General features: G+C 62.4%; 17 protein-coding genes and 2 riboswitches. Of the genes, 10 read left to right on the forward strand and 7 right to left on the reverse strand.

The window, feature by feature from the left end; genetic code table 11:
• Positions 1–49: 49 nt before the first annotated feature.
• The 6 genes from nrdF to metE form a co-directional block, all read right to left on the reverse strand.
• Positions 50–1,039 carry a class 1b ribonucleoside-diphosphate reductase subunit beta gene (nrdF, locus tag AC1Q80_RS17280; protein WP_173421681.1) on the reverse strand — a complete coding sequence of 330 codons (990 nt, stop codon included), beginning with the start codon at positions 1,037–1,039 and terminating at the stop codon, positions 50–52.
• Between the two features lie 16 nt (positions 1,040–1,055).
• Positions 1,056–3,209: a class 1b ribonucleoside-diphosphate reductase subunit alpha gene (gene nrdE / locus AC1Q80_RS17285; protein ID WP_492361250.1), complete on the reverse strand. Its 2,154-nt coding sequence runs from the start codon at positions 3,207–3,209 to the stop codon at positions 1,056–1,058.
• Positions 3,179–3,595, reverse strand: a complete 417-nt coding sequence (gene nrdI, locus AC1Q80_RS17290) for a class Ib ribonucleoside-diphosphate reductase assembly flavoprotein NrdI (RefSeq protein WP_492361251.1) — start codon at positions 3,593–3,595, stop codon at positions 3,179–3,181. The genes nrdE and nrdI overlap by 31 nt, the downstream gene beginning before the upstream one ends.
• A gap of 16 nt (positions 3,596–3,611) precedes the next feature.
• Positions 3,612–3,833 carry a glutaredoxin-like protein NrdH gene (gene nrdH / locus AC1Q80_RS17295; protein WP_077501226.1) on the reverse strand — a complete coding sequence of 74 codons (222 nt, stop codon included), beginning with the start codon at positions 3,831–3,833 and terminating at the stop codon, positions 3,612–3,614.
• A 302-nt stretch (positions 3,834–4,135) separates the two neighbouring features.
• A riboswitch (cobalamin riboswitch) is annotated at positions 4,136–4,360 on the reverse strand.
• A gap of 156 nt (positions 4,361–4,516) precedes the next feature.
• Positions 4,517–5,317, reverse strand: coding sequence for an acyl-CoA thioesterase (locus AC1Q80_RS17300; protein ID WP_492361252.1), 801 nt, complete (start codon positions 5,315–5,317; stop codon positions 4,517–4,519).
• On the reverse strand, positions 5,314–7,668 hold the full coding sequence (gene metE, locus AC1Q80_RS17305; RefSeq protein ID WP_492361253.1) for a 5-methyltetrahydropteroyltriglutamate--homocysteine S-methyltransferase: 2,355 nt from the start codon (positions 7,666–7,668) through the stop codon (positions 5,314–5,316). Before metE ends, AC1Q80_RS17300 begins: the two co-directional genes overlap by 4 nt.
• Positions 7,669–7,765: 97 nt before the next feature.
• A riboswitch (cobalamin riboswitch) is annotated at positions 7,766–7,985 on the reverse strand.
• Between metE and AC1Q80_RS17310 the strand changes: the two genes are divergently transcribed.
• The 10 genes from AC1Q80_RS17310 to AC1Q80_RS17355 all read left to right on the forward strand — a co-directional run bounded on the left by AC1Q80_RS17310 (position 7,982) and on the right by AC1Q80_RS17355 (position 19,389).
• Complete coding sequence (locus AC1Q80_RS17310; RefSeq protein WP_492361254.1) at positions 7,982–8,353, forward strand: hypothetical protein; 372 nt, start codon at positions 7,982–7,984, stop codon at positions 8,351–8,353. (Overlaps the previous riboswitch by 4 nt.)
• Before the next feature lie 106 nt (positions 8,354–8,459).
• A complete protein-coding gene (locus tag AC1Q80_RS17315) occupies positions 8,460–9,365 on the forward strand; it encodes a LysR substrate-binding domain-containing protein (protein WP_492361255.1) in 906 nt (301 codons plus the stop codon).
• Positions 9,366–9,562: 197 nt separating this feature from the next.
• On the forward strand, positions 9,563–10,591 hold the full coding sequence (locus AC1Q80_RS17320; RefSeq protein WP_492361256.1) for a substrate-binding domain-containing protein: 1,029 nt from the start codon (positions 9,563–9,565) through the stop codon (positions 10,589–10,591).
• Between the two features lie 65 nt (positions 10,592–10,656).
• Positions 10,657–12,204 carry a sugar ABC transporter ATP-binding protein gene (locus AC1Q80_RS17325; protein ID WP_492361257.1) on the forward strand — a complete coding sequence of 516 codons (1,548 nt, stop codon included), beginning with the start codon at positions 10,657–10,659 and terminating at the stop codon, positions 12,202–12,204.
• Positions 12,205–12,232: 28 nt separating this feature from the next.
• Complete coding sequence (locus tag AC1Q80_RS17330; protein ID WP_492361258.1) at positions 12,233–13,222, forward strand: ABC transporter permease; 990 nt, start codon at positions 12,233–12,235, stop codon at positions 13,220–13,222.
• Between the two features lie 2 nt (positions 13,223–13,224).
• Positions 13,225–14,235, forward strand: a complete 1,011-nt coding sequence (locus AC1Q80_RS17335; RefSeq protein ID WP_492361259.1) for a sugar-binding transcriptional regulator — start codon at positions 13,225–13,227, stop codon at positions 14,233–14,235.
• Entirely contained in the window at positions 14,232–15,227 is a 996-nt protein-coding gene (locus AC1Q80_RS17340; protein ID WP_492361260.1) for an aldo/keto reductase, read from the forward strand. The genes AC1Q80_RS17335 and AC1Q80_RS17340 overlap by 4 nt, the downstream gene beginning before the upstream one ends.
• A gap of 12 nt (positions 15,228–15,239) precedes the next feature.
• The gene (locus AC1Q80_RS17345; RefSeq protein WP_492361261.1) at positions 15,240–16,988 is read left to right on the forward strand and encodes a glycerol-3-phosphate dehydrogenase/oxidase; all 1,749 of its coding nucleotides are present in this window, start codon (positions 15,240–15,242) and stop codon (positions 16,986–16,988) included.
• Entirely contained in the window at positions 16,961–17,803 is an 843-nt protein-coding gene (locus AC1Q80_RS17350; RefSeq protein ID WP_427858278.1) for a class I fructose-bisphosphate aldolase, read from the forward strand. The genes AC1Q80_RS17345 and AC1Q80_RS17350 overlap by 28 nt, the downstream gene beginning before the upstream one ends.
• A 53-nt stretch (positions 17,804–17,856) precedes the next feature.
• Positions 17,857–19,389, forward strand: a complete 1,533-nt coding sequence (locus tag AC1Q80_RS17355; protein ID WP_492361262.1) for an FGGY-family carbohydrate kinase — start codon at positions 17,857–17,859, stop codon at positions 19,387–19,389.
• Between the two features lie 159 nt (positions 19,390–19,548).
• Here AC1Q80_RS17355 and AC1Q80_RS17360 read toward each other — a convergent pair whose 3' ends face one another.
• Positions 19,549–20,187 (reverse strand): outer membrane protein, encoded by a 639-nt coding sequence (locus AC1Q80_RS17360; RefSeq protein WP_209789471.1) that lies wholly within the window; start codon positions 20,185–20,187, stop codon positions 19,549–19,551.
• Positions 20,188–20,364 lie beyond the last annotated feature (177 nt).

Raw genomic sequence — 20,364 nt, forward strand, 5'->3', positions numbered from 1 at the left:
CAGTTTGGTCCGAGAAAAAATGCTGGGGCGTCGGAAGACGTCCTTGCGCTCAAAAATCCCAGTCTTCGTCTTCGGTGGCGACCGCCTTGCCGATGACATAGGACGAGCCGGAGCCGGAGAAGAAGTCGTGGTTCTCGTCGGCGTTCGGCGACAGCGCCGAGAGGATCGCCGGGTTGACCTTGCAGGCATCGGCCGGGAACAGCGCCTCGTAGCCGAGGTTCATCAGCGCCTTGTTGGCGTTGTAGTGCAGGAACTTCTTCACGTCCTCGGTCAGCCCGACGCTGTCGTAAAGCGATTCCGTGTATTTCGCCTCGTTGTCGTAGAGTTCGAGCAGCAAGTCGAAGGCGAAGTCCTTGATCTCCTGCCGGCGCTCTTCGCTCAGGCGCTCGAGGCCCTTCTGGAACTTGTAGCCGATGTAATAGCCGTGCACCGCTTCGTCGCGGATGATGAGCCGGATCATGTCGGCGGTGTTGGTCAGCTTGGCGCGGCTCGACCAGTACATCGGCAGGTAGAAACCGGAGTAGAAGAGGAAGCTCTCGAGGAAGACACTGGCGATCTTGCGCTTCAGCGGATCGGCCGTGCGATAGTGCTCGAGAATGAGCGCCGACTTCTTCTGCAGATGCTCGTTCTCCTCCGACCAGCGATAGGCATCATCGACGTCTGGCGTCGAGCAAAGCGTCGAAAAGATCGAGGAGTAGGAGCGGGCGTGCACCGCTTCCATGAAGGAGATGTTGGAATAGACAGCTTCCTCATGCGGCGTGATCGAATCCGCCATCAGGGTCGGCGCGCCGATGCTCGTCTGGATCGTGTCGAGCAGGGTCAGGCCGGTGAAAACGCGGATCGTCAGCTGTTGCTCTTCCGGGCGAAGTGCTGCCCAGGAGGGAATGTCGTTCGACAGCGGCACCTTTTCCGGCAACCAGAAATTGCCGGTGAGCCGGTTCCAGACTTCGAGGTCCTTGTCGTCCTCGATACGGTTCCAGTTGATGGCGCGCACGGCCTGCGGACCCTTGGGCGCCTTGGTCTTTACTTGGATGTTCATTGTGTTCCCCGGGATATCAAAGAGCGCAGGAGACGCAGCCCTGCACTTCCGTGCCGGACAGCGCCATCTGACGAAGGCGGATGTAGTAGATCGTCTTGATGCCCTTCTTCCAGGCATGGATCTGCGCCCGGTTGATGTCGCGGGTCGTCGCCGTGTCCTTGAAGAACAGGGTCAATGACAGGCCCTGGTCCACATGCTGGGTCGCGGCCGCATAGGTGTCGATGATCTTTTCCGGGCCGATCTCGTAGGCGTCCTGGTAGTAGTCGAGATTGTCGTTGGTCATGAAGGCGGCCGGGTAGTAGACGCGGCCGATCTTGCCTTCCTTGCGGATTTCGATCTTCGACACGATCGGGTGGATCGAGGAGGTCGAGTGGTTGATGTAGGAGATCGACCCGGTCGGCGGTACCGCCTGCAGGTTCTGGTTATAAAGGCCGGAGGTCATCACGGCCTGCTTCAGCGCCAGCCAGTCTTCCTGCGTCGGGATATCGATGCCCGCGGTTTCGAACAGCTCGCGCACCCGCTCCGTCGCCGGCTTCCATTCCTGTTCGGTGTATTTGTCGAAATACTCGCCGGAGGCGTATTTCGAGTTCTCGAAGCCTTTGAAGCTCGTGCCGCGTTCGACCGCAATGCGGTTTGAGGCGCGGATGGCGTGGTAAGTAACCGTGTAGAAGTAGATATTGGTGAAATCGATGCCTTCGTCCGAGCCGTAATAGACCCGTTCGCGGGCGAGATAGCCGTGCAGGTTCATCTGGCCGAGGCCGATCGCATGGCTGTCGTCGTTGCCCTTCTCGACGGAGGGAACCGACGAGATGTGGCTCATGTCCGACACCGCCGTCAGCGCCCGGATCGAGGTCTCGATCGTCTTGCCGAAATCCGTGCTGTCCATCGCGGCTGCGATGTTCAGCGAGCCGAGGTTGCAGGAAATGTCCTTGCCCATGTGCTTGTAGGACAGGTCGTCATTGTATTCGCTGGCTTCGCTGACCTGCAGGATTTCCGAGCACAGGTTGCTCATGGTGATCCGGCCGGCGATTGGGTTGGCGCGGTTCACCGTGTCTTCGAACATGATGTAGGGGTAACCGCTTTCGAACTGGATTTCGGCTAGGACCTGGAAGAATTCGCGCGCCTTGATCTTCTTTTTGCGGATCCGGCTGTCGGCGACCATTTCCCGGTATTTTTCCGTGACCGAGATGTCGGTGAAGGCAACGCCGTAGACGCGCTCCACGTCATAGGGCGAAAACAGGTACATGTCCTCGTTGTTCTTGGCGAGTTCGAAGGTGATGTCCGGGACGACGACGCCGAGCGACAGCGTCTTGATGCGGATCTTCTCGTCGGCGTTTTCGCGCTTGGTGTCGAGGAAGCGCATGATGTCGGGGTGGTGCGCGTTGAGGTAGACCGCACCTGCGCCCTGGCGCGCGCCGAGCTGGTTGGCGTAGGAGAACGAATCCTCCAGGAGCTTCATCACGGGGATGATGCCCGAGGACTGGTTTTCGATCTGCTTGATCGGCGCGCCGGCCTCGCGGATGTTGGTGAGCGAGAGCGCAACGCCGCCGCCGCGCTTCGACAACTGCAGCGCCGAATTGATGCCGCGCGCGATGCTCTCCATGTTGTCCTCGACCCTCAGCAGAAAGCAGGAGACAAGCTCGCCGCGCTGCTTCTTGCCGGCGTTGAGGAAGGTTGGCGTTGCCGGCTGGAAGCGGCCGGAGATGATCTCGTCGACCATGTCGCGCGCGAGCGCTTCGTCGCCGCGCGAAAGCGCCAGCGCCACCATGCAGACGCGGTCCTCGTAGCGCTCGAGGTAACGCTTCCCGTCGAAGGTCTTCAGCGTGTAGCTGGTGTAATACTTGAAGGCGCCGAGGAAGGTCGGGAAACGGAATTTCTTGTCATAGGCGTGATCGAACAGGTCGCGCACGAAGTTGAACGAATACTGGTCGAGAACCTCCTGCTCGTAGTAGCCCTCGACCACGAGGTAGTCGAGTTTCTCGCGCAGGTTATGGAAGAACACGGTGTTCTGGTTGACGTGCTGCAGGAAGTACTGCTTCGCCGCCAGCCGATCCTTGTCGAGCTGGATCCGGCCGTCCTCGTCATAGAGGTTCAGCATCGCGTTCAGCGCGTGGTAATCAAGCGCCGCTTCCGTCGCCTTCAAGGGGCGTTCGAGTGTTGAGACGTCCAAAATCGTTCCATCCCGTTTTTGACATTGGCGACGTCCTCGTCGGTTCCAAGCAATTCGAACCGGTAGAGATACGGAACCTGGCACTTGGCCGAGATCACGTCGCCGGCGATCCCGTAGGTCGCGCCGAAATTGCTGTTGCCCGCGGCAATCACGCCGCGGATGTGGGAGCGGTTGTCCGCATCGTTCAGGAAGCGGATTACCTGTTTGGGCACTGCGCCCCGGCCGTCGTCGCCGCAATAGGTCGGCACGACGAGCACATAGGGTTCCTTGATCTCAAGCGGCCCGTCGGTCGGGCTGACGGGAATACGTTTGGCGCGCAGGCCGAGCTTGCCGACGAAGCGATGGGTGTTTTCCGAGCGGGTGGAAAAATAGACGAGCAGCCCCATCGCGCCGCACCTCTCTTTAGGAGAGGGCGCTGATCTTGTCGGGGCGGAAGCCTGCCCAATGTTCCGGGCCGGCGACGACGACGGGAAGCTGCATGTAGCCGAGGCCCTTGACCGTCTGAAGCGCGTCCTCGTCGATCGAGATGTCGATGACCTCATAGTTGACGCCCTTGCGGTCGAGCGCACGGTAGGTGGCGGTGCATTGGACGCAGGCGGGCTTGCTGTAGACGGTGACGTTCATTTCTTCCTCGTTGGGTCGGCTGGATCTGGGCATGAAAAGGCATGCGGGCGCGCGAACACGCTCCGGCGAAAGGGCAGGGCTGGCAGGATGACGGCTTGCTCTGGCCGAAACGACCGAGCGCACCTCTTCGTCAGATGCGCGGGTTCCAGCGCCTCTTCATTGGCGAGTAGTAGGAATTCGATGACGCGGACATGACTTCACCCCGAAGTTGAAGACGGCGCTTCCGGGGAGACGTCGAGACGAACAGGCAGGTTTCATCCTGCCGCAAGCACACCTCTGACCTCTCCGGACACCCCGCCCGTGGACGTTTATCGATCGAGGCAGGTCTCCTGGCTCACGGGTCGGTGCTTCTGTCCGGACCTTCCCGAAGCCTCATGCTTCAGTGGCCGAATGCTGGACAGTTGCTCGCCGTTTACAGTTGCGGGGGCAGCCACGGCTTAGCCAGGCGAAATCGCCACAGCGCACCGTATTCCCATCTTCGCTCCCAATCCTTGCGAATCGGAAGAACCTCGAACACTAGATATAGTATATGGCCGGGAAATTGCGTCAATAGGTTCGATGGTGCCGATGCCCGCGGGAACGGACAATATTTTCCCGGGTGTGGATAACGGGGAGTAAATGCGCGGTTCCAACAAAGCCTGTGGATGAAGAGCCGTCGTTGACGGCTCCCCGCGTCGAACGCGTCAGGCCGCGAAGACTTGCACCGGGCGGTTGTCGCGGTCGACGGCCACCATGATGAAGACGCCACGGGCCGTCAGCGTCCGTTTTGTGCCCACCAAATCTTCCGACCACAACTCGACCTCGATCGTTGTCGAGCTCCGTCCGGTTCTCACGATCCGGGCAACGACCTCGATGATCGAACCAACGGTGATGCGATGCTTGAAATCGATGTGCTGGCAGGAGGCAAGCACGGTTGTCCTGCGGCTTGCCCGCGTGGCGGCGATGAAGGCCGCCTTGGTCATCTGCGCCAGTGCATCGCCGCCGAACATGGCGCCGAAGCTGTTGGCCTGATCGGGGAAGACGATATCGACCATACGGACGGCATCGTCTTTTGCCGGCGAGATCGTAGTGCTGTCGAGCGGAGGCAGCGACCATCCGGCGTGCTTGCCTTCGGGCATCGCCACCATGGTGAACTGGCCGCGGGTACACAGATCACTTGTGCCCCCGATCAGGTCTTCGGCGATCATGTCGACTTCGACCACCATCGACCTCCGGCCGACCTTTATCGGACGGCCGGTAAAACTGACGATCTGGCCAATGCGGGCAGGGGCGCGGAAATCGACACGGTCGCAGGAGGCGGTGACGAACGGAACGCGGCCGTGGCGCGTGGCGACGATGAAGGCAATCCGGTCCATCAGCGCCAGGCCCGCGCCGCCGAAGAGCGTACCGTGATGATTGGTGTCGCCGGGAAAGACGATGTCGACCAAGGTGGCAGGCGCCGGGGTTTCCCCCGGCGCCATCTCGATATCGCTGTTACGCTTCATGCGCTTGCTGCATCCCGGCGGGAGGCGGCGAAAGATTGCCTCAGCGCCTGGGCCGCCTCAACCATGTTGACGAGCGCCGGGCGCACTTCATCCCAGCGGCGGGTCTTGAGGCCGCAATCCGGGTTGACCCAGATCTGCGCCGGCGCCAGGCCGTCGGTCGCCTTTTCGATCAGGTGCACCATCTCGTCCACGGTCGGCACCCGTGGCGAGTGGATGTCGTAGACGCCGGGGCCTATCTCGTTCGGATAGGCCTGATCAGTGAAGGCGCCGAGCAGTTCCATTCTCGAGCGCGAGGTTTCGATGGAGATGACGTCGGCATCCATCGCCGCGATCGCCGCCATGATGTCGTTGAACTCCGAGTAGCACATGTGGGTGTGGATCTGCGTTTCGTCACCCACACCGGAGGCGCTGATGCGGAAGCATTCGACCGCCCAGTCGAGATAGGTCTTTCGATCGGCCTGTCTCAGTGGAAGGCCCTCGCGCAGCGCCGGTTCGTCGATCTGGATCACGGCGATACCGGCCGTTTCGAGATCGGTGACCTCGTCACGCAGCGCCAGCGCGATCTGCCGGCATACGATCGATCGGGGCAGGTCGTCGCGCACGAACGACCATTGCAGCATCGTCACCGGGCCGGTGAGCATGCCCTTCACAGGCCTTGACGTCAGCGACTGCGCATAGGTTGCCCAATCCACCGTCATCGGGTTCGGCCGCGAGACATCGCCGAAGATGATCGGTGGGCGCACATAACGCGAACCGTAGCTTTGCACCCAGCCGCTCTGCGTGAAGGCGTAGCCGGAGAGTTGCTCGCCGAAATACTGCACCATGTCGTTGCGCTCGAACTCGCCATGCACCAGCACCTCGATGCCGATTTCCTCCTGCCAGCGCACGGCCTTCTCCGTCTCCTGGCGCAGGTAAGCAAGGTAGTCGACATAGCTGAGTTCGCCCTTGGCATGCAGCGATCGCGCCTGGCGCACCTCCGGCGTCTGCGGGAAGGAGCCGATGGTCGTTGTCGGGAAGAGCGGCAGGGCCAGCCTGTCTTCCTGCAGCCGACGGCGCGTCGCAAAGCCCGACTGGCGACGGCTGTCGGCTGCCGTCAGGTTCTTCAGGCGTCCGGCGACCAGCGGGTCATGGACCTTCAGCGAGGTGAGCCGCGCTTCGGCGGCCGCGATCGATTTTGCAAAGACCTGTTCGGGATGGGCAAGGCCGGGCTCGAAGGCGCGGGCAAGCAGGCTGAGCTCGTCCAGTTTCTGCAGAGCGAAGGCAAGCCAGGTGACGAGCTCCGGGTCGAGCGCCCGTTCGAGATCGAGATCAACAGGCACATGCAGCAGCGAGCACGACGGCGCAAGCTCGATGTGGTCGCGGCCATGCGCCTCGACCAGCGGCTGCAGCCGGCGGAAGAGACCGGCAAGATCCGTCCGCCACACATTGCGGCCATCGACGACCCCGAGCGACAGAACCAGCTGTGCTGGCGCCGACTCGATGAGGGCGTCCAGCTGTTGCGGCGCCCGCACGAGATCGAGATGCAGCCCGGTGACCGGCAGTGAAAGCGCTATCGGCAGGTTGTCACCGATCGCGCCGAAATAGGTCGCAAGCATGATTTTTAACTGCGGTACTTCCGAAGCGAACGTCCGGTAAGTCAGTGCCAGCGCCTGGCGTTCCCGCTCGTTGAGATCGAGCACAAGGCAGGGTTCGTCGATCTGCACCCATTCGACACCGGCGTTCGCAAGCTCTCTGAGAAGTTTCACATAGACGGGCACCAGCCGCTCGATCAGCTCGATCGGCTCGAACCCGCCGGCAGGCGCCTTGCCGAGCTTCAGGAAGGTCACGGGGCCGAGCACGACGGGACGGGTGACATGCCCAAGCGCGCTCGCTTCAAGGAAGGCCTCCAGCGGTGCGTTGCGCGTCAGCTCGAAGCGCTGGTCCTCAGCGAATTCCGGGACCATGTAGTGATAGTTGGTGTCGAACCACTTGGTCATCTCCAGCGCCTGGTTGCCGCCGTCCGGGCCGCCATGGGTGCAGCCGGAAGCGCAGGTCGCGGTCGTCGAACCACGTGCCATGGCGAAGTACGTGTCGAGATCGACCGGGCCGCCTTTCCAGCCATAGGCCGGCGGCACCGCGCCAACGAGCACGGATGTGTCGAGAACCTGATCGTACAGTGAGAAGTCGTTCGATGGAATGATCTGGATCCCCCGCGTTTTTTGCGCGGCCCAGTTTTCCGCCCGAAGGCTCGCGGCAACGGCGAGCAGATCCTGTCTGTCGATCTTGCCGGCCCAATAGCGCTCCAGCGCGAACTTCAGTTCACGGTGTCTGCCGATACGTGGGAAGCCGAGATTGGCTGTCTTGATGGTCATTTCCTTACCCCGAGGTTGTGGGCAAGGCTTTGAATGCGACGCATCCACGACCGAGGCAGGCTCGTTCGTCAAGGCGGCACATCGGACACCCCGCCCGTGGACGTTATCGATCGCGGCAGGTCTCCTGGCTTGCGGGTCAACACGAACCGTCCCGTCTTCCCGAGGCGTCTCCCTCAGTGACATCATTGGACGGCCGCTCGCCGCTTACAGTTGCGGGGGCAGCTCCGGCATGGGCGCCTTGCGGCGCCGCACCGTATTCCCTCTTAGCTCCGGCCCGTCGCAAGACGGGCCGCAGAACCACGATTGTTTGACAATGCCCTGCAAAGACGGGCAGGTCAATCGCATAAAGAAATGTTTATGTCTTTATTTTCAAGTTTCGATGGGCTGGGGAATTTTGCGGCAACGGCGCGCGGCACCGCATCACGACAGGCTGCTGCAGGGGAACCACGCCGTCATCGGCTACAAGCGGCGACGGAGCGTTGCCGGGATCGGGCTCTTTTACGGGCTGCCATGGAATGGCAATGTCGCCTGCACGCGCGCGAATGCTGTCATTGTCGCGCGTCAGGCCGATGTCTCGGAGCTGGAATTCGCTGAATGTATCGACTGTCGTCGTGATGTCGGCGGCTCTCCTGGCAAAACTCCAGACATGGCGGATGATCGATCGCAGTGCGCTCGGCATTGCTAACCCCTTCATTTCTGCGGTGGTGTGTTCGCGAGAAAATTGAGGATTTTCACGGTTTCGCGCAAAGCGGTTTCTCGCATGCTGCCATAAAGAATGCTTATCTCAACGCATGAGCAAGATTCCCCCCATGAGCGCGGTGCGCGCCTTCGAGGCTGCCGCCCGGCACCTGAGTTTCACCCGCGCGGCGCAGGAGCTGGGTATGACCCAGGCTGCAGTCAGCTATCAGATCCGGCTGCTGGAGGACCGCACCGGCACGGCTCTTTTTGTCCGCCTGCCCAGGGAAGTGCGGTTGACGGCCGCCGGCAGACAGCTCGCGCCGAAGGTGACGGAAGCGATCGATCTCCTGGGGACGGCCTTCTCCGAGATTGCCGACAAGACCGAACATCACCTGCATATCTCCGTGCTTCCGACAGTGGTCTCAAGCTGGCTCGGCTCAAGGCTCGCCTCGTTCCAGGCGGCCCATCCGAACATCAGCATTCGCGTCCACATGTCGACCGAGCTGATCGACTTCAAGCGCGATGCGATCGACCTCGTGGTGCGCAGCGGTAACGGTGACTGGCCGGGCCACGACGTGTTTCCGCTTTTCCCGATCGAATACCTGCCGGTATGCACGCCGACATTCCTGGAAAAACATCAGCTCAGGCATCCCTCCGACGTACTCAAGGTGCGCCGCTTCGGCAATGCCAGCTGGTGGCGGCGCTGGATGGTCGAGACCGGCGTGGAGCCACCCGCCAGTAACGGCACCGAGCTGATTTTCGACGTCCAGGCGATGGATGTGGCGACCACATTGCTCGACCACGGTATCGCCATGGCCGTCTCGACCTTCCTGATCGAGGAGCTTCGCAGCGGAAAACTGATCCGGCCGTTCAACCATGTGGTCAGGGACGGCCGCGCCTATTGGCTTGTCTATCCGCAAAGCCACCGACGGCAGAAGAAGATCCAGGCGTTCCGCGAGTGGATCATCGCCGAGGCCGCCGCCTCGAACGCGCAGCTGGCAGCGGCGATGGGCGAATGACTCTGATTGGAGGCGACAATATACATGCAGTCATGAATTATTATTCATAGCGTGAATTATATTGACATAACCCCGGGGCGTGGTTTTAATCATGACAGTCGGAAGTCGAGGAGGAGTTCCGGCAAACTCACACATCAGCGGTCATTTCTGACGGCACGATTGGTTTTTGGGAGGGGCTTCGGCCTCGAGGAGGACGCTTGCGCACTTTTTTGAGCACGACCGCACTGGCGGTCATTGCAACTACGTTTCTGGCTGGCGCTGCCAACGCGGAGACGGCCAACCCGTTTCGCTGCGAACCCGGCGAAAAATATGTCATGAACGTCATGGTATCGGGCGTCGAATACTGGTTCCCGGTCTATGAAATGTTCAAGCAGGCCGGCCAGCAGTTCGGCTGCGAGACCGAATACACCGGCACGCCGGAATATGACGTCAACAAGCAGATCGCCACCTTCGACCAGGCGCTGGCACAGAACCCGGCGGGCATCCTCGTTCACCCGATGAACTCGGATCCCTTCATCGAGCCGATCAACCGCGCCATCGACCAGGGCACGGCGGTCGTCACGTTTGCCGCCGACTCGCCGCTCTCCAAGCGCATCTCGTTCATCACCTCGGACAACACCCGCGAAGGCGTCTATGCCGCCGACGCGATCGCCGAGAAGATGGGCGGCAAGGGCGAATACGCCGTTCTGGAAAACCCCGGCCAGGACAACCACGACAAGCGCATCACGGCCTTTGTCGGCCGCATGGCTGAAAAGTGGCCCGACATGAAACTGGTCGGCCGCGCCGCTTCCAACCAGGATCCGAACAAGGCCTATCAGGGCCTGATGAGCCTGATCCAGGCCAATCCGAACCTCGGCGCTGTCTTCATGCCGGAAGCCAACTCGGCGATCGGTGCGGCACAGGCCAGCAAGGAAAGCGGCGGCAAGGTTCTCGTCATGTGCGCCGACGTCAACGCCAACATCCTCGACATGATCAAGGCCGGCGAAGTGTTCGGCTCGATCAACCCCAACCAGGGCATGCAGGGCTATATGGGCTTCATGCTGCTGTGGCTTGCCAAGCACCCCGAACTCATCGATCCGATGAACGACGCCAAGCGTTCCGGCTTCAACCCGATGAGCATTCCCTTCGTCGACAATGGTCTGTCGATCGTCACCGCCGCCAATGCGGACGACTTCTACTGGGACAAGTACCTGAAGCGCCGCGGCACCAAGGGCATTGACGAGTAAGGGTCTTTGACATGGCTATCCGGATGTCCGGATAGCCAGTCGAACGCATGAGAGTGGAGAAGGCGATGATATCGCAGCCGGTCCTTCAGGTCCGCAACGTCACCAAGCACTTCGGGGCTGTGAAGGCGTTGACCAATGTGGATTTCAACCTCGAAAAAGGCGAGATCCACGCGCTTTGCGGCGAGAACGGCGCAGGCAAATCCACCCTCATGAACATCATCGCCGGCGTGCTGCAGCCGAACGAGGGCGAAATCCTCGTCGACGGCACGCCGACGAAGATTTCTTCGCCGGCCGCAGCCCAAACGCTCGGCATCGGCCTCGTCCACCAGGAAATCGCGCTCTGCCCGGATGCGACGGTGGCGGAAAACATGTTCATGGCGGCAACCAACCGGCGGCGATCGCCGCTGATGAACTACGCCTCGCTTGCCCGCGATGCGCAAAAGGTGATGAACCGGCTGGCGCCGATCGACGTGCGCCGCAAGGTCGCCGACCTCTCCATTTCCAGCCAGCAGCTGGTCGAGATCGCCAAGGCGCTGACGCTCGACTGCCGGGTGCTGATCCTTGACGAGCCGACGGCGGCGCTGACGGAGGCCGAGGCGCAGGCGCTGTTCGGCATCATCCGCGACCTGAAGGCCGCTGGCATTTCCATCATCTACATCAGCCATCGCATGGCGGAAATCTTCAGCCTGTGCGACCGCGTCACTGTCTTTCGCGACGGCCGCCATGTCTCGACGGAACGCATTACCGACGTGACACCGGACGATGTCGTGCGTCGCATGGTCGGCCGCGAGATCACCCAGCTCTATCCGCCCAAACAGGCAGCGGGCGAGCAATCCGACGAGGTCATCCTGTCGGTGCGCGGCCTCGGCGACGGCGAGCGCATCGACGGTGTCGGTTTCGAGCTGCGCAAGGGCGAAATCCTCGGGATCGGTGGACTGATCGGCTCCGGTCGCACCGAGATCGCCGAAGCCATCTGCGGCCTGCGCCGCAAGGTGCGCGGCGACGTGCTGCTGCACGGCAAGACGCAGGCGATCGGCAACTATCGAGACGCTGTCGATACCGGCATCGTCTACCTCTCCGAGGATCGCAAGGGATCCGGTGTGTTCGTCGACATGTCGATCGCCCAGAACATTTCGGTCCTGGATCTGAAGACGCTGACCGGGCCGCTTGGGCTGATGAACGCGAAGGCGGAAGCGGACCTCGCCAGCGAGTTTACCCGGCGGCTCGGCGTGCGCATGGGCGGCATCGCCATGCCGGTGTCGTCGCTCTCGGGCGGCAACCAGCAGAAGGTGGCCATCGCCAAGCAGCTCGCGGTGCGGCCGAAGGTCATTCTCATGGACGAGCCGACGCGCGGCATCGACGTCGGCGCCAAATCGGAAATTCACCGGCTGCTGCGCGACCTCGCGCGCTCGGGCATCGGCATCGTCGTCATCTCGTCGGAACTGCCCGAGCTTCTCGGACTGTGCGACCGGGTTCTGGTCGTTCGCGAAGGCGGCATCGCCGGCGAACTCGGCGAGGCCGAGATGTCGGAAGAGGCGGTGATCCGTCTTGCCTCCGGGGTCGGGCAGCATGGTGAACCACTAAAAAGCAGGGCGGCCGAGCATGTTGCCTGAGACAAGCAGAGTGAATGGGGAGGCGGAAATGGCAGTCGATACGGTGGTTGCAACGCAGGTGCAGGTTCCGGCCTGGCGACGGATCGGCACGATGCGCGAGGCAGGGCTGATCGCCATCATTCTGGCGCTCGGCATCATCATGAGCTTCGCCTCGCCGCACTTCCTCACCTTCGGCAACATGCGCGCGATGCTGATGAGCTTCTCGGTCGAGGGCATCGTCGTCGTCGGCATGACGATCCTCCTGATCGTCGGCGGCATCGACCTTGCTGTCGGATCGGTCGTGTGCTTCGCCATGGTGCTGGCCGGGTCGCTGTTCCTCGCCGGCGTCGATCCCTGGACGGCTTCGCTCGTCGGCATCCTCGCAAGCAGCCTCATTGGCGCGATCATGGGCTTCTTCGTCACCGTCGTCGGGCTCAACCATTTCATCACGTCGCTTGCGGCCATGGTGATCGTGCGCGGGCTCTGCCTCGTCATCACCAAGGGCACGCCGCTGTCGCTCTTCACCCTGCCGCCATCGTTCAAGGCGGTCGGCCAGGGCACCTTCAACGGCATCCCCTATGTCATCCTGATCTTCGTCGCCGTCGTCGTCCTGTTCGACTTCCTGCTGCGCCGGGCAACCGCCTTTCGCAAGGTGTTCTACACCGGCAGCAACGAGAAGGCGGCGCTCTATTCCGGCATCAAGACCAAGCAGGTAAAGTTCTGGGTGACAGTGCTCTGCTCGACGCTCGCCGGTGTCGCAGGCGTCATCTACATGTCGCGCTTCGGCGCCGCCACGCCCACCTTCGGCGTCGGCATGGAACTCAACATCATCGCCGCTGCCGTGATCGGCGGGGCGTCGCTCAACGGCGGATCTGGTACGATCTTCGGCGCCATTCTCGGCATGGCTCTGTTGTCCGTCGTCACCAGTTCGCTGATCCTGCTCGACGTCTCGGTCTATTGGCAGGATATGATCAAGGGCTGCATTCTGCTGGCAGCCGTTTCCATCGACCATTTCCTGCATAAGCGGAAGGCCAGCTGACCATGCCGATCGCCAATCCCAATCAGAACATCATCTCCAGCGTCCGCGAGGAACTCGTCGTTGCCCGGCAGATGCACCAGGCGCTGGTGCTGCACTTCCTCGAAGGCCTGACCCAGTCGCAGATTGCCGAACGGCTCGGCATTTCCCAGCCGACGGTCAACCGTCTGATCAAGCGTGGCCGCCAGCTCGGCCTCGTCGAAATCAAGATCAAGTCGCCGATCGAGCCGCTCGTCGACATGGAAGAGCAATTGCTGGCGCTCGGCGGCATCAGCCGCGCCGTCGTCGTCCCGACCGTGTCGGACAATCAGCAGACGGCGCTGCAGGCGGTCGGCGAGGCGGCAGCCCGTCTGTTGATGGAAGAGATCGCCGATGGTGACACCATCTGCATCACCGGCGGCAAGGGCGTCAGCGCTGTCGTTGCCGGCCTGCATCCGTCGCGGCGCCTCGACATCGAAGTGATCCCGGCGACGGGCTGTGTCCAGGGCAAGCACTATACCGACGTCAACCATGTCTCGACGCTGATGGCGGACCGGCTCGGCGGCAGGTCCTACCAGATCCATGCGCCGCTCTTTGCCGACAGTGCGGCCGAGCGTGCCATGCTGATCAACATGCGCTCGGTGGCGGATGTCTTCAAACGGGCGAGGGAAGCCAAGGTCGCGATCGTCGGTATCGGTTCGATCCTTTCCGACGATTCGAGCTACTACGACCTGCACCCCTCCTCGAGCACCGACCGCGCCGCGATCCAGCGCTCGGGCGCAAGCTGCGAACTGCTGGCGCACCTGCTCGACGACCAGGGCCGGGTCTGCGACTACAGCCTCAACCGCTCGCTGGTTTCGCTCACCCTCGACGAGTTTGCGTCGATCCCGACCAAGATCGGGGTCGCGAGCGGACCGAACAAGGCCGGGCCGATCCTCAGCGTCCTGCGCGGCAGGCATCTCGATACACTCGTGACCGACGAGGCGACCGGCGAGCGCATCCTTGCCATGGCAAGCGAAAAGGGACTTTCGGCATGAGCAATGAACAATTGACGCGCGAGATCGGCCGCTCCGGTGTCAAGGCATCCGCCGTCGGGCTAGGCACCTGGGCGATCGGTGGCTGGATGTGGGGCGGAACGGACGAAGGAGAGTCCATTGCCGCCATCCAGGCCTCGCTCGATGCCGGTGTGACCCTGATCGATACGGCGCCCGCGTATGGCCTCGGGCGCTCCGAGGAAATCGTCGGCAAGGCGCTTGCCGGGCGCCGCGACAAGGCCGTCATCGCCACCAAATGCGGCCTCGTCTGGCACACGACGAAGGGCAAGCACTTCTTCGACCAGGATGGAAAACCTGTTCATCGCTATCTCGGCCGCGATGCAATTTTTCACGAAGTCGAAGAGAGCCTGAAGCGGCTCGGGACCGATTACATCGACCTCTACATCACCCATTGGCAGGATCCGACGACGCCGATCGAGGAAACGGTGCGGGCGCTCGAAGACCTGAAGACTGCCGGCAAGATCCGCGCGATCGGCGCCAGCAATGTCGACCGGACCGAACTCGAGGCCTATATCGCCACCGGTCGTCTCGATGCGATCCAAGAGCGCTTCAGCATGATCGATCGCGAGATCGAGGCCGAGCTTCTGCCGCGGACGACGAAGAACAGCGTCGCGACCCTCAGCTATTCCTCGCTGGCGCTTGGCTTGCTCTCCGGCACGGTCGGCCCGAGCAGGGTGTTTTCGGGCGACGATCAGCGCCGCGACAATCCGCGCTTCTCGGTCGGAAACCGCGAGAAGGCGACGGCTTTTGCCGAGGCGATCCGCCCGATTGCCGAAAAGCATGGAGCCAGCATCGCGCAGACGGTCATTGCCTGGACGCTCGCCCAGCCCGGCGTCACGTTTGCGCTCTGCGGCGCACGCAATCCGGCGCAGGCGCTCGACAATGCCCGGGCCGGCACGATCCGGCTCGACGGCCCGGATCTCGCGGCGATCGACGAAGCGATAGCGGCGAAACTCGCCAACATGGATAGGTAACGGACCGCCATCATGAACCGAGAAGAGATCTTTGACGGGCTCCGCCAGAGCCCGAAGGTGGACGTCTGCGTGCTGGGCGGCGGCATCAACGGCCTCAGCGTCTTTCGCGAGCTGGCGCTGCAGGGCGTCAATGTCGTGCTCGTCGAGAAACACGATTTCTGTTCCGGTGCCAGCGCCGCACTCTCGCGCATGGTTCATGGCGGATTGCGCTATCTCGAAAACGGTGAATTCAGCCTGGTGCGGGAATCCCTGGTCGAGCGCGACCGGCTGCTGCGCAACGCGCCGCATTATGTCGGTCCGTTGCCGACGACGGTTCCCGTCTTTGATGTGTTCTCCGGCCTTGCCAACGGCGCCGTCCGGTTTCTCGGACTGTCCCGTCGGCCGAGCCGCCGCGGTGCTATCGTCATCAAGGCGGGGCTCGCGATCTACGATTTCCTGACGCGCAAGCGCGCCTTGATGCCCCGCCACGAATTTCGCGGACGGCGCTCGACGCTCACGAGGTGGCCGGCGCTCAATCCTGCAATCAAGAATTCCGCCACTTACTACGACGCCTGGGTCAGCCAGCCCGAGCGCCTCGGCATCGAACTGCTCGAGGACGGACTGTCTGCCGGCATTCACGCACGGGCCGTCAATTATGCCGAACTCGAACTGACCACCCCGGGACGCTACGTGATCAAGGACACGGTCGGCGGCACGGAGATTTCGATCGAGCCGGGCCTGATCGTCAACGCGACAGGCGGCTGGATCGACATCGCCAATCAGGGCCTGTTTTCCGAGGCTGCCCGTCCGGCACCCCTGATGGGCGGCACCAAGGGCTCGCACCTGATCATCGACAACGACGATCTGACGCGCGCGCTCGATGGTCACATGATCTACTACGAGAACGAGGACGGGCGCATCTGCATCCTGTTTCCCTATCTCGGCAAGGTCCTGGTCGGCTCCACCGACATTCGCGTCGACGATCCCGAAACCGTGCGCTGCGAGACGGCGGAACGGGACTATATCCTGCAGTCGCTCGCCTTCGTGCTGCCGACGATCAAGGTTAGAACCGAAGATATTGTCTTCCAGTTCTCAGGGGTCAGGCCGCTGCCGGCGAGCAAGGACAGTTTCACCGGCCGCATACCGCGTGATCATTACTGCACCTTCGTCGAGACGACCGATGCCGGCCCGCCGGTGCTTTGCATGATCGGCGGCAAGTGGACCACGTTCCGCTCCTTCGGGGAGATGGCGGCCGACCAGGTGCTGGAGCGGCTGGCGCGGGCGCGGCGCGTCTCGACATCAGAGCGTCCGATCGGCGGTGGTCGGGATTTTCCGGCCGATCGCGAAGCCTGGATCGCCCGGGTCGCCGCGGCGAGTGGCCTTTCGTCGGAGCGCGTCGAAACACTGTTCAAGCGCTACGGGACGGATGCCGAGCGCATTGCGGCCTTCACGGCGGCAGCACCCGATACACCACTTCCGCATGCCGGTTATTCGAGCCGCGAAATCCAGCTGCTGATTCACAGCGAGAAGGTCGAGCATCTGGACGACCTGCTGCTACGTCGCACCACGTTGGCAATCACCGGCGAACTGTCTCTCGACATGGCGGATGCCGTGCTGGCGCTGCTCGCGGCCGAAAAACGCTGGTCTGCGGCACGTCAGGCGCAGGAGCGCACCCGTTTTCTCACCCTTCTCCTCGAACGCCATGGCGTCGACGAAGACATGCTTTCCGCACGGAACCAACAAAGGAGTGCATTATGCGAAACAACCGCAAGGTCCGGATGAACCGTCTCTTTGGCGCAGGACGCTGCCTGGACGTGGCCATCGACCATGGCGTCTGCAACGAGCCGTCCTTCCTTGACGGCCTTGAGAACATGGAGGCCGTCGTCAAGGCGCTGGTCGATGCCAGGCCCGATGCGATCCAGATGAACTACGGCCAGGCCGATCTGCTGCAGGATATTCCGGGCAAGGATAAGCCGGCCCTCGTCATGCGCATCGACATGGGCAATCCCTACAACCGCATTCGCCACCGCGACATGTGGGCAGTGCTGCAGAACGAGGCCGAACCGCTGATCGGCGCGCTGGAGATGGATGCCGCCTGCGTGGTCGTCAACCTGTTCATGCTTCCGGACGAGCCGGACCTCTTCCGCCAGTGCGTCGCCAACATTTCCCGCGTGCGCGCCGATTGCGAAAAATACGGCATGCCGCTGATGATCGAGCCGCTTGTGATGCAGCCGGTGACCGAGCGCGGCGGCTACATGGTCGATGGCGATGCGGAGAAAATCGTCACGCTGACAAGGCTTGCCCGCGAAATGGGTGCCGACATCGTCAAGGCCGATCCGACAACCAACGCGGAGGATTTCCACCGGGTGGTCGAGGCGGCGCGCTGCCCGGTTCTGGTGCGTGGCGGCGGCAAGGAAGACCTGCGCGCCGTGTTCGACAAGTCCGCGGCCTTGATGCGACAGGGCGCTGTCGGCATGGTCTACGGGCGAAACATCTACCAGCATGCAAACCCGAGCGCCGTCGTCCGCGGATTGATGGCCATCGTGCACGACGACGCCGATGGCGAAGCCGCCTTCGCATTGTATCAGCAGGGCTGATCTCGGCCGGGCTGGTATAAGGACGACGATCCGAACCTTGGAGGGGTTCTTCAATGGCAGACTATCTTCTGGGACTCGACGCCGGAAACACCGTGATCAAGGCGGTGATCTTCGACCTTGAGGGCAATGAGATCGCGGCGGCTGCGCAGGAGGGGCACAGTCGGGTTCCGCGGCCCGGGCATGTCGAGCGGGGGCTCGAAGAGCTGTGGACCCATGCCCGGGCAGTCATCCGCCAATGCGTCGAGCGGGCCGGCATCCGCGCCGAGGAAATCGTCGCGATCGGTTGTGCGGGCCATGGCAACGGCCTTTACGCGCTCGATCAAGGCGGCGAACCGCTTCTCGGCATCCAGTCGCTCGACACCCGCGCCGCCGGGCTGGTCGAGGAATGGAAGGCTCAAGGGGTCGGGGACCGGACCTACGCCATCGGCCGACAACGCCCCTGGCCGTCACAAACGCCAACCCTGCTGGCCTGGCTCAAGCGCTACCAGCCGGAGACCTTCGGCAGGATAGGCACGGTGTTCCTGTGCAAGGATTTCATCGTCAACCGCCTGACCGGCAAACGGGTCAGCGATGTCTCTGATATGACCGGTTGCGGTCTCCTGAATGTCGTCAACCGGCACTACGATCGTGATCTGATGGCCGCCTTCGATCTCGGCGAGGCAACCGGCCTGTTGCCGGATCTTGCCGAAAGTGCCGATGTTGTCGGCACCGTGACGCCGGAGGCGGCGGCGCAGACAGGGCTGGCCGCTGGCACGCCGGTGGTCGGCGGTCTCTTCGATGTCATCGCCTCGGCCGTCGGCTCAGGCGTTACCCGCACTGGCGCTGCCTCGATCATCGCGGGGACATGGAGCATCAATCAGGTCATCATCGACGGCCCCGACCTTTCCGGTCCGGTCTTCATGTCCTCCACCTTCGATCGCAGCCGCTATATGGCGATCGAATCGAGCGCGACCTCGGCGGCCAATCTCGAATGGCTGGTGCGCGAGTTCTTCGCAGAAAGCGGCATCGAAGACGGGCGATCGCCATACGATGTCTGCTGCGCGCTTGCTGCCGAGATCGAGCCTGCCGCCAACGATCCGATCTATCACCCGTTCCTTTATGGCGCGCAGCAGGACGGCAATGCTCGGGCTGGATTTTATGGCGTTGCCGGCTGGCACACGAAGGGGCATCTCGTTCGCGCGGTTCTCGAAGGTGTCGCCTTTGGTCATCGCCAGCACATCGCCACCATGCGCGCTGCAGGAGCGACCTTCGACGAGGCGGTGCTTTCGGGCGGCGGATCGCGCAGCCTGATTTGGCCGCAGATCTTTGCCGACGTGCTCGGGGTTCCGGTGTCGGTCGCCCGTTCGCGCGAGACCGGCGCGCTGGGGGCCGCAATCGCCGCCGGCACGGGGGCAGGCATCTTTGCTGATTTCTCGGAAGGTGCCGCAGCGATGGTGAAGACGGAACGTCACTACCGCCCGAACGCCGCCATGGCGCGCCATTACACGCGACGCTACGAGCTTTATCGGGATATTGCCGACGCAATGGCGCCAATCTGGCGGCGGCTTTCGAACGCCGAAGTCGAGGTCTCGGAGGCTGCGGCTTAGGCGCAGAGGGACGGGCGGGCAACCTTGCCGCCGTTCGCGCGGAAGGTCGAAACGTGAAGGCGAGGGCCGCTCCGGCCATCGCCTTGGTCGTTCCATTTCGATCTGAGCGCCGCCGCCTTGGGAGGAATGGGCAACGGCGCAGGGATCACGCGAGAAACATCAGAAGCGCATGTTTACGCCGGCCTTGATGACATGGCTGTTGATGTCCTTCTCGCTCGATCCGAAGGCCGTGTTGGTGCGCACATCAGGGGTGGTGATGTAGTTGTATTCGATTTTTGCCGACAGGCCGCCGGCAAAGGCCTGTTCGACGCCGGCGCCGAGCAGATAGCCGCCCTTGAAACCGACATCGTTCTGAACGCCGCCACCCTTCTTGTAGCTGGTCATGGCATAACCGGCAGTGCCGTAAACAAGCGTCTGATCGAACGAGAGGCCGGCCTTCGCCTTGATCGCGCCGCGCCATTTCTCCTTGAGCTTGCCGCCGCTGACATTGTGTTCCGTATCGCCGAGATAGGAGCCTTCGATTTCAGCGCCGACGATGCCCGGACCCATCTGCATGTTGTAGCCGGCCTGAGCACCGAAGGCGACGCCGTTGCGGTCGGCAAACGGATTGGGGCTGCCGGTAAAGCCGAGACCGCCATGGGCGCCGACATAGGCACCACTCCAGTTGAAGGCGGGCGGATCCTGGTAGGAGGACGCCGGTTCCGGCGAATAGGGGTCGGCGGCCCGTGCCTGTTGCATACCGGCTGTTGCCAGGAAGGCGATACCGAGCCAGAGGGAAAGTTTGTAATGCTGCTGCATGGCGTTGCTCCGTGGATTGGACATGGCGCCGGGAATGGCGCTCTCATCTCCGCTCGCTGTTTCGCGCCGGTCTGGCGCGATCATCGATGCTGGAAGATGTGCGCATTTGTGCGCCGCGCGGATTGCATCAACATTGCAAATATCGATTAAAGTGCTGATTTCATTATTAATAACCTG

Source organism: Ensifer sp. GW823-FHT05D09 (assembly GCF_058795755.1).